An 11,912-nucleotide genomic window follows, 5' to 3' on the forward strand; every position below is an offset into this window, starting at 1 on the left:
ACCAATGGTTCGTTTACTGCATTGGCTCATTCGTTTCTATCAGATTGCGATTAGTCCTTTATTGGGACCACGCTGTCGTTATATTCCAACATGTTCTCAATATTCTTTGGAAGCAGTCCATCAACATGGTGCTGTACGTGGAGTGTGTCTAGCTGTTCAGCGTATTTGCCGTTGTCATCCTTGGGGCGGTTCAGGCTATGATCCTGTTCCATCAAAAGCAATTCGTTTTATTTCATTTCAGCAAATAGATTCTCAAACGCTTCACGTTGCTGTACCCTTTCGTGAACGTTTATTGAACCAAAATCACTCTAACCACTTGGGGTAATACCTATGCAACAATGGGCCAGGATTGCAATTCTAGGGGCCATGTTTGTTGTCGCATATTTGCTCATTTTGGCTTGGCAGAAAGATTATGGAAATGCGGAACAAAAACCTCAGCAAAATGCTGCGGTGGTAACGCATGAAGTATCTGCCGATTTACCAAATGGCCAGACAGCTACGGCTGCTACTGATGTGCCGCAAGCAAATAATGCTGCTACACAACAAACAACAGATGCCACTGCACCTGTTAGTCAACAGTTAATTTCAGTACAAACTGACCTTTACCATCTTTGGATTAATCCAAAGGGTGGCGATATTGTTCGTATTGAATTACTCAATCATGACAAAAATAAAGACAGCGACGAACCGTTTGTAATGCTTGAAAGCGATGCAAAACGGACTTATGTTGCTCAGTCTGGCTTAATTGGTCTCAATGGCCCGGACAGCAATCCGAAAGGACGTCCGACGTATGAGATTGAAAAATCTTCATATACGTTAAATGACGCAAAAACTGTGAAGGGTAAAGATGGACAAACAGCAAAAGTTTTGTCAGTACCGATGGTTTATAAAACAGCAGATGGTGTAGAGGTTATTAAAACCTTTAACTTCACTGAAGGTGAATACCCTGTTGTCGTGAATCATAAAATCGTGAACCGCAGTGCTCAGAACTGGCAAGGTCAGATGTTTGGTCAGCTTAAACGCGACAACTCTGAAGATCCAGGCAAATCTGATCAAGGTATTTTCACTTTAGGTACATTCCTTGGTGGTGCATGGGGTTCGCCTGAAGAACATTACAACAAACTTAAATTTGCCAACTTCAATGAAGAAAAATTGAATGTTGAAGCAACTGGCGGTTGGGTTGCAATGGTTCAGCATTACTTCGTGAGTGCATGGATTCCTGGACAGATCAAATTAACGCAAGCTAATGGTCAACCCTACGCTGCGAAATTTGAGTCACGTAAATCTACCGATGATATGAACATTATTCAGTTCACATCGCCTGCAATCAATGTTCCTGCAGGAACTGTGGCAGAAGTAGATGCAACGTTCTATTCAGGTCCAAAAATTCAGTCTGAATTGAAAGATTTGGCTGTTGGTTTGAACCAAACTGTAGACTATGGTTGGTTATGGCCAATCGCGAAATTGTTGTTCTTAGGCCTACAATTCTTCCATGGTTTAGTGGGTAACTGGGGTTGGTCAATTATTTTATTGACGATTCTAGTGAAACTGATCTTGTGGCCATTGTCGTCGAAGAGCTACCGTTCTATGGCGAAAATGCGTGTGATTGCACCTGAAATGCAACGTATGAAAGAAGAGTTCGGTGAAGACCGTATGCGCTTCTCGCAAGAAATGATGGCATTGTACAAACGTGAACAAGTGAATCCACTGTCGGGTTGCTTGCCGTTATTGCTCCAAATGCCGATCTTCCTTGCTTTGTACTGGGTATTGATGGAGTCCGTTGAACTACGTCATGCGCCATGGTTAGGTTGGATTCAAGATTTATCTGCGATGGATCCATGGTTTATTTTGCCGCTATTAATGGGCTTAACCATGTTCATTCAGCAAAGTTTGAACCCACAACCGGCTGATCCAATGCAGGCGAAAGTCTTCAAAATCATGCCAGTGATCTTTACGGTATTTATGTTGTTCTTCCCTGCGGGCCTTGTGCTTTACTGGATCTGTAACAACAGTATTACTATTCTTCAACAAGGTTTGATTAACAAATCAGTTGAAAAAGACCGTTTAAAACGAGAAGCGGCTGACTCAGCAAACTAAGCATTGCTGATGGGCTGAATAAATCCGCTTAAGATGGTAATCTTAAGCGGATTTTTCTTTATCTGTCGTTTGAAAATTTTTAGGTGAATTTTATGTTAAACCGAACCACCATCGCAGCAATTGCCACACCGCCGGGTCGTGGTGGTGTCGGCGTGATTCGCCTGTCTGGTCCCCAATCTTATGCCATTGCAGAAGCATTAACGCAGCAATCCTTACCACAAGCACGTTTTGCTGGTTTCCGTAAGTTTTATGATGCATCGAATGAAATCATGGATGAAGGTTTGGTGATTTGCTTTCCAAATCCGCACTCCTTTACGGGTGAGGATGTGGTGGAGCTTCAAGGTCATGGCGGCCCCGTTATTCAAAATGCATTATTGGCACGGTTACTTGAATTGGGTGCTATTGCTGCGAAAGCGGGCGAATTTTCAATGCGCGCCTTTGAAAATGGCAAAATGGACTTGGTGCAAGCCGAGGCGATTGCCGACCTGATTGATGCCACCTCACAAGCAGCGGCACGTTCAGCGGTACGTTCATTACAAGGTGCCTTTTCGAGCAAGGTCAATACGGTGCTAGAAAAACTTATCCATTTGCGTTTGCATGTGGAAGCAGCGATTGATTTTCCTGAAGAAGAAATCGACTTTTTGGCGGATGGTAAGATTTTGGGCTTATTGGATGAAGTGGCAAGCTCGGTCCATGCTGTACAGCAGTCTGCTCGTCAAGGTCAGTTACTACGTGAGGGTTTACAAGTGGTGATTGCCGGTAAACCCAATGCAGGTAAGTCATCTCTACTCAATGCTTTGGCGGGTGTGGAACGTGCGATTGTGACGGATATTGCAGGTACGACACGTGATGTTTTACATGAAAAAATCAGCCTCAATGGTTTGCCGATTACTTTGACCGATACCGCTGGTTTACGTGAAACCGGTGATATCGTCGAAAAAGAAGGGATTCGCCGCGCAATTAAAGAAATTGAGCAAGCTGACTTGTTACTTTTGGTCTATGACTTAAGTCAGTGCGAAGATCCACTTCAATTGGCTCAAGCGTACTTCGCCGATCATATTGAACCGAAGCGTTTGATGCTGATTGGTAATAAATGCGATTTGACGGGATCTACCGCGGAAATGACCGATTTAAACGGTTTTCGACATATTCGTGTTTCGGCTAAACAAGAAACCGGCGTTCAAGCGCTTATTGATGCGATTACAGCGCATGCAGGCTTTCAACCAGAAGAAGATACCTTTATTGCTCGAACACGCCATTTAGACGCAATGAAGCGCACGCAGCGCTATCTTGCAGAAGCACGTGAGCAGTTGGTGGTTTATCATGCGGGTGAGTTGGTAGCCGAGTCTCTACGTTTGGCGCAAAATGCCTTAGGTGAAATTACGGGCGATTTCAGTGCAGATGATCTACTCGGTAAGATTTTTGGATCGTTCTGTATCGGAAAGTAATAAAACGATTGAGCTCCTCATTTCACCTATGGATAGATCCATCCAAAGCACGATGTTCGAAAACATCGTGCTTTTTTGCATCGCTTTAGCGTGGGTTTGAGCCAAAAATGATTTTAATGATCGTTCTCAGCACATCTTTTATTTTCATCCCATAAAAAGGATCAATTGCTGCTCTTTTCGATACAGCCTCAACTTTGACTTTGAGTGTTGCATAGTCTGGAAATTGTTGCTGTTGCGAGGATTTTTCGACCGCTGACAAAATATCAATTAAAAATGCACGATTAATTTTTGAACTTAATGGAATGGATTGATACCACTGTTTTTCAAAGCGACGATCTAAAAAGATATCGGGAATTTCGGGGCTAGTGGCATAAAACATGGCTTTGGTGCGCATACATTTACTGCATTGACCACAATTTTTTGGTCGAGCCCTATAGTCCACACAGATCGACAGGGTTTGTAAATCTAAGTCAGATTGGCTTAAAAATGCGGTTTTTTGAGATCGCGTGACATCATCGTCGAGGGTGATTAAGACCCCAGATCGGTTCTTCATCAATCGGTTGGATGCCGTATTTGAGCCATAGGGATGAACGAATAATTGTTGATCTAAACGGTAATCGGCTGAAATTCGATATTGCTGGTAATGTTCAAAAATCGAAGCGCAGGAAAACAGCGAAAAGATATGTGTGACATGCGAACCTTTAGGGTTACAGCCATATTTACTGTACAGCGTGTAAGCATCGGTTTTTACCACGCGACTTTGCTTAAAAACTTGGCTTCTAAAGTCATGGGTCTGATCCATTAAGGCCTGAAATTTTTCATGGTCATCAAATTTATAATCCATTCCATGCACAGTGAGACAATCAGAGTCTTGCCCATTTTCAAGAAAAGCTTTGTATGTACTATATGTGGAGTCAATTCCACCGCTAAAAAAGCTTAAATTTTGAGTGGTTTGGTTTGCCGGTGGTGTTTGGATAATCGATGCAGCACTGAGCATGACTGGTTGATATAAATCAGGTAACCAAGCGGCCCAGACAGTTGAAACCTCCCGTGCGGAGTGGAGGGTTTGTATTGAAATAGGTCCTTCTATATGCAGCGGGATGCCAAGGCGCATGGCAATGGGTAAAAAGCCCCAAACGATAAAATCATAGGTTTCTAATTGCGGTAAGGATTCAAACGGTAAAATATAGTGAATATTCCCGTATTCGCTGCTGGCGATGATTTGATTTTCCGCAGTGTTAATTTGACATTGAATTTTTAGCATTTTTTTAAATTTTTGAATCACATCACACAAGATCTTAATTTAATTTGATTGATTTTTATAGGTTTTTTTAATTATTTTTGGGTTAGAGAAGCATCCAATACAAGATGCTTCTTGAATACGATCCGTAGTTAATTGGTTTTCAGATTACGGTGCCAAAATAATAAGCCGATACACAATAAGCCTACGCCAATACAAAAACCTAAAACACCGACCATCAAGCCAAAATGATCAGATAAATAGCCGGCTGCAATAATTGGAATAATGGTGCCTAGATATCCAATAAATAAATAGGTCGAGATCACCGCAGCACGGTTTTGATTGTTTGTCATTTGATGAACTAAGCCAAATGCGCCTAAAAGCCCCAGACCATGACCGACACCGACTAAAACATCGCTAATAAAAAACAATGCACTCCAGTGTTGGGTCATACATAGCGCAAGGAGCGCATAGCTCAGTATTAACACCATTAAGCCGGCATTGACACATTTTGCAGAAGGAATCGATTTCGCCATAAATTGCACGACAGCGGAAACCAGCAAGATACTCGCAATGGCACTACCACTGACCAAAGGCCCATGCCATGGGATCGCATCTTTGACGAATGAGGGTGCGAGTGATGCAAATAAGCTAAAAGAGCCAAAGGCACAAAAGGCAGTTAGCCCGGCGATATAAAATCGTGAATGATCACGTTTTTCAGGCAATTCCAAATGTGGTGCCACTGAAAAAGGCTGTGGCTCAAAATTCGGTGTGCGAATAAAAAACAACCCAATTAGACATGCCAAACCACCAAAGATCACAGGGATATAAGGGGTGACTAAAGGCTGTTCCGAAAATTGGGCAATCACCCCACCAATAAATGGGCCAAGTCCAAAACCAATCACGGTAATGATTGAACTCAGCTGCGGTGCATTATTTTTATGCTGTTCAGGAATGGTATAGACCAAGCCAAGCATGGCTGAGGTGCTAATTAAACCCGAGGCAATACCGATAATAAAGCGCCCGATAGATAACCACAGCGCATTACTGGCAAACACCGACAAGCTTAAACCTAAGATGATGCACGCCATACCGATTTGCAGGGTTCTTAAAAAACCAAAACTGTTACTGGTACGACCTAAAAACAGCAAGGTCGCTAGGCAACCAAACATGTAGGCAACAAAGATATAGGTGATATGACTCGGCAGCAGTCCCCAAAGTTGTTGATAAATGGGATACAGAGGACTAGCTAGCGCTGTACCAATAGTGCCCATACATAGTGCAAGGCTCACCATGATAAACGGTCGCCAAGAGGGTGATGTGGTCATTTTAAAGTCGCAGAGGTACAGCCAATAGGGTCAATATTGTGCTGCATGAGAAAGAAGGAAATATGGGCTCAGTTTAATGCCGATTGTTTTCCATGGTCAAATCACAGTTGTAACGTTATCCATAGCGTTTAAGCAGTTTTACAAATTCTTCCAGTTCTGCTTCATTGATTTCAGCATCTTGAGGCAATACATGATGGCGTAAATGTGCTTCGATTAATTCATTCATTAATCCATTTACAGCACCTTTGATGGCCGCAACCTGTTGTAAAACCTCGATACACCCTGCTTCGGGTTGCTGTACAGCCAGTTCAACCGCATTGACCTGACCTTGTAGACGTTTAACCCGATTTAAAATCTTTTTGTCCTGATGTAAATGACTCAACACTTTCTCCCGAAAATAAATATACTATGGGGGAGTATATTTAAGCATAGAACCTAATGAAAACTTCCCCATCCATCCGAATTCATCATCATCAATTTGATGAAGGTAATCCACTCGCACAAAAACGGATCTTAATTGCCACCATTTTAACGGCAGTCATGATGTTGTTAGAAGTCATTGGCGGATGGATTTTTAATTCGATGGCATTATTGGCAGATGGCTGGCATATGAGTTCACATATGTTGGCATTAGGCTTGGCCTATTTTGCCTATCGTGCGGCACGCCACTATGCTCAAGACGCTCGTTTTAGCTTTGGAACTTGGAAAATTGAAATTTTAGTGGGCTATAGCAGCGCGATATTATTGATGGTTGTTGCTGCATTTATGGCTTTTCATTCGGTGGAACGCTTATTCAACCCGGTCCAAATTCATTATAACGAAGCAATCCCTATTGCGATTTTAGGTCTGGTGGTGAACTTGATCTGTGCTTGGTTATTGCATGATGACCATCACCATCACCATCACCATTACCATCATGAGCATAGCCATGAGGAGCAGCATGATCATCATCACGATCTCAATCAGAAAGCAGCCTTCATGCATGTGGTTGCTGATGCGGTGACTTCGGTATTGGCGATTGTGGCTTTATTTGCCGGAAAATGGATGGGTTGGGGATTTTTAGATGCGCTATTGGGGATTGTCGGTGCAGTTCTAGTTGGCAAATGGGCCATTGGCTTGATGAAAGAAACTGGACAAACATTACTGGATGCGGAAATGGATCACCCTGTCGTTGATGAGATTCGAGAAGTTTTAATGAAATTGCCTGTCGACGTCGATGTGACCGATTTACATGTGTGGAAAGTGGGTAAAGGTCAGTTTTCATGTATTGTGGCTTTAGAAACCAGTCAGGCATTGAGCGCAGATGAAGTGCGTCAAGCGCTGTCGATTCATGAAGAAATTGTGCATGTGTCTGTTGAAATTAATTCACCTGATGCAGCTTAATATGTTCCACGTGAAACGGCATGTAGCTATTGCGTAATGAACTGAAAAAAGCCCAAGACTTTCACGTGTTAAGGCTTAGAATGCTGAATCAATTAAATGTTGAAGTTGTTCGGTCTATGTTGAAAAAAATATGTGCGTTGGCGTTGAGTACCACCCTTTCGACTTTTGCTTTGGCAGATGCGGCACACGTTCAAAAGCTCTTGGCAGAAAAGCACCCCAGTTTAAAAATTGAAAATATTCAAAGTACCGAAATGCCGGGCATATATAGCGGCTTTGTTGAAGATCAAGTTTTGTATTTGAGTGAAAATGCGGATTATGTGATAGCAGGTTCTATGATCCGTTTAAAAGATCAAAAAAATCTGACCAAACAATTGCTCCTCGGTCAGCAAAAAACTGAGTGGAATAAACTCCCATTACAAGATGCGATTAAAACAGTCAGGGGGAATGGGAAGCGCCAAATCGCGATCTTTTCTGACCCAAATTGCCCATATTGTAAGAAGCTTGAAGTAGAACTGGCAAAACTCAATGATGTGACCATTTATACTTTTGTCACAGCCATAAAACCGCAGTCGTTGGCGCCATCAAAGCAGATTTTTTGTGAGTCAAACCCTGCTATGGCCTGGGATAATTTAATCAATAAGGGAATTCAACCGAAGTCAGCGAAAAGTTGTGCAAACCCCATTGATCGAAATTTAAAATTAGCAAAAAGCTTAAAACTAAGTGGTACACCGGGAATCGTCTTTGCCAACGGTTCGATCTTAACCGGTGCATACCCTGCTGCTGAATTAGAATCGATGTTAAAAGAGATCAAATAATTTCAGCTGTACGGCATGAATAAAATATAAAAAAAATACCCGTCTACAGGCGGGTATTTTAATGGTGCTATAAAAATTAGACGCGGGTTTTTTTCGTTACAAGGTTATAGATAAACAACACGATGATCGCACCAATGACGGAAGCGATAAATCCTGCAGCAGAATTTTCTCCATACAGACCTAATAAACGTCCGCCATAGGTCGCAAGTAAGGAACCTGCTATCCCGAGAATGGTGGTCATGATGAAACCGGCTTTGTCATCTCCAGGATGGATCGCACGTGCAATTAAACCAGCAATAAAACCAACAACAATCGCAACAATGAGTGACCACATAGTAACTCTCCTTTTGTTATCATGTATTTGTTTTTTACGACATGTTCAATCTTTATCTTTAATCAAAACAGCGCTGAGCTATAGCCTAAACATGCAAAAAACTGTTGTTTTTTTGTTCAAAAACAACCCGAAAATAAAAAAAAGTGGCCTTCGGCCACTCTTAAGTATCTGATCTTGCTTAGAGACCAATTTCGCCAATAAAAGGAATATGACGATATTTTTGATCATAGTCCAGACCATAACCCACGATAAATTTATCTTCGACTTCAAAACCTAAAAATTTGACATCGAGGTCAATTTCACGACGTGAAGGCTTGCTGACCAAAGTACAAAGCTCGATTGAGTTCGGATTACGCGTCTGTAAAATTTCTAAGACTTTGCTTAAGGTATTGCCTGAGTCGATAATATCTTCAACCACCAAGACATCTTTATCTTTAATGTCGCCGTCTAAATCTTTTAAGATTTTTACATCACGAGTAGATACGGTCCCACCGCCATAACTTGAAACGGTCATGAAATCGAGTTCATGCGGTTTTGAAATCGCGCGGCAAAGGTCAGCCATAAAAATAACGGAACCACGTAATAGACCGATTAACACCAACTCTTTGTCGCTGTTAGCATAGTGTGCATCAATTTTTGCGCCAAGCTCTTTCACTTTAGCTTGAATTTCTTCAGTGGAAATCAGTACGCTCATTTGAACAGACATGGGTAGATACCTAAAAAAGCAAATCAAAAAAATAAAAAAGGTGTTGACTTGCAACACCTCTAAAGATGAACCAATTTTAATACATCTGGCTCGTAGATGCATCTTTTTTGCCGTTGAAAATGTAATCAGTTTTTCTTGGAAGTGCTGTCACGCTTGAGTAAGCACAGACAAGTGACGGCAATCAGTCCAATTTTCAACGCTGTTTTTCCTCTCGGTCGAGCCGTTTTATGCTTTGACATAAGCACATTGTCCAAACACATAGGTGGCATAGATATTACGATCATCACCCATCAGCATCAGGGCAAATAAAGCATCTTCCAGATTTTTGGCACGTTGTTGACGTAGGGCTTGTAGAGCCGTGGCTTTTAAATCGAGCACCACAAAATCTGCTTCTTTGCCCAAATCAAAGTTTCCAAGTTTGTCCTCTAGGTCTAAGGCTTTTGCTCCCCCTAACGTGGCATGGTACAGCGCTTCAAATGCGGACAGTTTATCGCCTTGAAGTTGTTGAACTTTGTAGGCTTCATTGATGGTTTGTAGTTGGTTAAATGAGGTGCCTGCACCAATGTCTGTGCCTAAGCCGACTTTCACCTGTTTTTCCCATGTTTTCATTAATGGAAATAAACCACTGCCTAAGAACAAATTCGAGGTTGGACAAAACGCAATGGCAGAGTTGGTCTGATGCATACAGTCCCATTCAGCATCTTCCAAATGCACACAGTGTGCAAACACGGAACGTGATCCGGTCAGACCATAATGATGATAAACGTCTAAATAGCCGTTTTGCTCAGGGAATAATGATTTGACCCACGCAATTTCATTTTTATTTTCACTCAAATGCGTATGTACATAAACATCAGGATACTCGGCTTTTAGCTCCCCTGCCCGTGCCAATTGTTCAGGCGTTGAGGTAGGGGCAAAGCGAGGCGTGATGGCATACAGGTTACGGCCCTTGCCATGCCACTTTTCGATGAGTGTTTTGGAGTCGTTATAGCCGCTCTCCGCAGTGTCACATAACGCTTCAGGGGCATGTCGATCCATCATCACTTTACCGGCAATTAAGCGCATCTGATGCTGTTCTGCAGCTTTAAATAAAGCATCGACCGATTGTGGATGAACGGTACAAAAAACCAAGGCCGTCGTGGTCCCGTTTTTAAGTAACTCGTTTACAAAGAACTGTGCAATTTGCTCTGCATAAGCCGGGTCTTCAAATTGGATTTCAGTTGGGAAGGTATAAGTATCAAGCCATTCCAGTAGCTGTTCACCATAAGCCCCCATCATTTCCGTTTGTGGATAATGAATGTGGGTATCGATGAAACCCGGAACAATCAATTGATCTAGATAATGCTGTACGTCAACCTGATCTGGGAGATGATGTTGTCCCTCAGACCATGGACCGAACCATTGAATTTTTCCGGCTTGCGTAATCAGCAAACCATCTTCGAAATAGCGCACTTGGTCGTGAATTTCACGTGCTTGGGCAACTGTATTCTGAATATCTAGAAAGCGACCACGGATCGCTGTAGATGCGATAACAGAAGACATGACATACCTGCAGTTTAGAATTTTTTCGGTTGATTGTAGCCCAATTTGGTTCAAAATACCGTTAGAGTAATTGTGAAAATGTGTTCTAAAAAATAGAACAGCTGTTTATGAGTGATTCTGTTTTTTTGTTCATTGTATTTGATTTGAATAATACAAAAGCATTGAGCTGTATACATTGCATCGATGAATGAATAAAGACCATGAGTCGCAACGCTTGCTATATTGATCTCAAGAGCGCCCTTTAAAAAACGATAATGAACCCTTTAGTGAACATGAGCTATTCAGACCAATTAAAGCATAACCTGCTTCAGCATCAAGGCATCATGCAGATTTTACATGCCCTGTATGCCATAGATACACAGGCTTATTTGGCTGCAGGCGTGGTTCGTAATTTGATTTGGTCACAGCGACATCAACAACACTATGCACTGGAAGGCACAGAAGTGGATGTGATTTATTATGCGGAACATGATGATGGAACACAGGGTCAAAGAATTCAACAGCAGATGCAGTTAGATTTTCCTCACATTCATTGGGATGTCACCAACCAAGCGACAGTACACCAGTGGTATCGCTTGGAAAATGGTGAGCCGATACAGGCGCTCAAGTCGATTGAGCATGCCCTATCGTTGTGGCCAGAAACTGCTACTGCCATCGCTGTTAAATTGGATGATCAACAGCAAATACAGCTGATTGCTCCTTTGGGCTTAGATGATTTATTTGAGTTAAATGTCCGCTGGAACCCACGCTTAGTCAGTCAGGCGACTTTTTTGCAGCGTGTGCAGCAAAAACAATTTTTACACCGCTGGCCGAAACTCAAACTCTTGATGACGCCTGAAGCTTAGTCCAAGTTTTCGTTGCAGAATAAAAAAGCCTTCTCGAAAGAAGGCTTTTAGGGTGTGTTGACATTTACAGCCGATAAATTGAGCTAAAGAGGCAACCATATAAATATACAAGCTAAAGCAACAGCGCTTTGATAGTTACGTTTTAGCTTATCGTATCTTGTGGCAATTCCTCTA

General features: G+C 42.2%; 12 protein-coding genes and 1 pseudogene. 6 read left to right on the plus strand and 7 right to left on the minus strand.

Annotated features, from left to right (window positions below):
• Positions 1–4 precede the first annotated feature (4 nt).
• From yidD to mnmE, 3 genes are all read left to right on the plus strand, one after another.
• Positions 5–325, plus strand: a complete 321-nt coding sequence (yidD, locus tag FTU06_RS14905) for a membrane protein insertion efficiency factor YidD (protein WP_078189510.1) — start codon at positions 5–7, stop codon at positions 323–325.
• A 5-nt stretch (positions 326–330) separates the two neighbouring features.
• Positions 331–2,097, plus strand: a complete 1,767-nt coding sequence (gene yidC, locus FTU06_RS14910; protein ID WP_168379514.1) for a membrane protein insertase YidC — start codon at positions 331–333, stop codon at positions 2,095–2,097.
• Between the two features lie 92 nt (positions 2,098–2,189).
• Complete coding sequence (mnmE, locus tag FTU06_RS14915) at positions 2,190–3,545, plus strand: tRNA uridine-5-carboxymethylaminomethyl(34) synthesis GTPase MnmE (protein ID WP_180147373.1); 1,356 nt, start codon at positions 2,190–2,192, stop codon at positions 3,543–3,545.
• An 85-nt stretch (positions 3,546–3,630) separates the two neighbouring features.
• Here mnmE and FTU06_RS14920 read toward each other — a convergent pair whose 3' ends face one another.
• The 3 genes from FTU06_RS14920 to FTU06_RS14930 form a co-directional block, all read right to left on the minus strand.
• Positions 3,631–4,809: a hypothetical protein gene (locus FTU06_RS14920; RefSeq protein WP_180147376.1), complete on the minus strand. Its 1,179-nt coding sequence runs from the start codon at positions 4,807–4,809 to the stop codon at positions 3,631–3,633.
• 128 nt (positions 4,810–4,937) lie between these two features.
• Positions 4,938–6,113, minus strand: a complete 1,176-nt coding sequence (locus FTU06_RS14925) for an MFS transporter (RefSeq protein WP_257234442.1) — start codon at positions 6,111–6,113, stop codon at positions 4,938–4,940.
• Between the two features lie 115 nt (positions 6,114–6,228).
• Positions 6,229–6,495 carry a metal/formaldehyde-sensitive transcriptional repressor gene (locus tag FTU06_RS14930; RefSeq protein WP_180147379.1) on the minus strand — a complete coding sequence of 89 codons (267 nt, stop codon included), beginning with the start codon at positions 6,493–6,495 and terminating at the stop codon, positions 6,229–6,231.
• Between the two features lie 56 nt (positions 6,496–6,551).
• Here FTU06_RS14930 and dmeF point away from each other — a divergent pair, with 56 nt between their 5' ends.
• Together dmeF and FTU06_RS14940 are read left to right on the plus strand one after the other, a co-directional pair.
• A complete protein-coding gene (gene dmeF / locus FTU06_RS14935) occupies positions 6,552–7,496 on the plus strand; it encodes a CDF family Co(II)/Ni(II) efflux transporter DmeF (protein WP_180147382.1) in 945 nt (314 codons plus the stop codon).
• A gap of 116 nt (positions 7,497–7,612) precedes the next feature.
• A complete protein-coding gene (locus FTU06_RS14940; protein ID WP_180147395.1) occupies positions 7,613–8,311 on the plus strand; it encodes a DsbC family protein in 699 nt (232 codons plus the stop codon).
• A 76-nt stretch (positions 8,312–8,387) separates the two neighbouring features.
• On the opposite strand, the gene FTU06_RS14945 is transcribed toward FTU06_RS14940, so the two are convergent.
• The 3 genes from FTU06_RS14945 to guaD form a co-directional block, all read right to left on the minus strand.
• Complete coding sequence (locus FTU06_RS14945) at positions 8,388–8,645, minus strand: GlsB/YeaQ/YmgE family stress response membrane protein (protein ID WP_078189516.1); 258 nt, start codon at positions 8,643–8,645, stop codon at positions 8,388–8,390.
• Positions 8,646–8,823: 178 nt separating this feature from the next.
• On the minus strand, positions 8,824–9,351 hold the full coding sequence (gene hpt, locus FTU06_RS14950) for a hypoxanthine phosphoribosyltransferase (RefSeq protein WP_078189517.1): 528 nt from the start codon (positions 9,349–9,351) through the stop codon (positions 8,824–8,826).
• A gap of 225 nt (positions 9,352–9,576) precedes the next feature.
• Positions 9,577–10,893, minus strand: coding sequence for a guanine deaminase (gene guaD / locus FTU06_RS14955; protein ID WP_180147385.1), 1,317 nt, complete (start codon positions 10,891–10,893; stop codon positions 9,577–9,579).
• 272 nt (positions 10,894–11,165) lie between these two features.
• Here guaD and FTU06_RS14960 point away from each other — a divergent pair, with 272 nt between their 5' ends.
• Positions 11,166–11,738, plus strand: a complete 573-nt coding sequence (locus tag FTU06_RS14960; RefSeq protein ID WP_257234443.1) for a nucleotidyltransferase family protein — start codon at positions 11,166–11,168, stop codon at positions 11,736–11,738.
• A gap of 83 nt (positions 11,739–11,821) precedes the next feature.
• Here FTU06_RS14960 and FTU06_RS14965 read toward each other — a convergent pair.
• Positions 11,822–11,912, minus strand: a pseudogene (locus tag FTU06_RS14965) (IS5/IS1182 family transposase); the annotation flags it as partial.

The sequence above is a fragment of the Acinetobacter sp. YH12052 genome (assembly GCF_013419835.1).
GTDB lineage: Bacteria > Pseudomonadota > Gammaproteobacteria > Pseudomonadales > Moraxellaceae > Acinetobacter > Acinetobacter amyesii.

Bases quoted from the DNA above. Each gene is read 5' to 3' on its own strand.
- yidD (WP_078189510.1), top strand. From the start codon at position 5: ATGGTTCGTTTACTGCATTGGCTCATTCGTTTCTATCAGATTGCGATT.
- yidC (WP_168379514.1), top strand. From the start codon at position 331: ATGCAACAATGGGCCAGGATTGCAATTCTAGGGGCCATGTTTGTTGTC.
- mnmE (WP_180147373.1), top strand. From the start codon at position 2,190: ATGTTAAACCGAACCACCATCGCAGCAATTGCCACACCGCCGGGTCGT.
- FTU06_RS14920 (WP_180147376.1), bottom strand. From the start codon at position 4,809: ATGCTAAAAATTCAATGTCAAATTAACACTGCGGAAAATCAAATCATC.
- FTU06_RS14925 (WP_257234442.1), bottom strand. From the start codon at position 6,113: ATGACCACATCACCCTCTTGGCGACCGTTTATCATGGTGAGCCTTGCA.
- dmeF (WP_180147382.1), top strand. From the start codon at position 6,552: ATGAAAACTTCCCCATCCATCCGAATTCATCATCATCAATTTGATGAA.
- FTU06_RS14940 (WP_180147395.1), top strand. From the start codon at position 7,613: ATGTTGAAAAAAATATGTGCGTTGGCGTTGAGTACCACCCTTTCGACT.
- FTU06_RS14945 (WP_078189516.1), bottom strand. From the start codon at position 8,645: ATGTGGTCACTCATTGTTGCGATTGTTGTTGGTTTTATTGCTGGTTTA.
- hpt (WP_078189517.1), bottom strand. From the start codon at position 9,351: ATGTCTGTTCAAATGAGCGTACTGATTTCCACTGAAGAAATTCAAGCT.
- guaD (WP_180147385.1), bottom strand. From the start codon at position 10,893: ATGTCTTCTGTTATCGCATCTACAGCGATCCGTGGTCGCTTTCTAGAT.
- FTU06_RS14960 (WP_257234443.1), top strand. From the start codon at position 11,166: ATGAGCTATTCAGACCAATTAAAGCATAACCTGCTTCAGCATCAAGGC.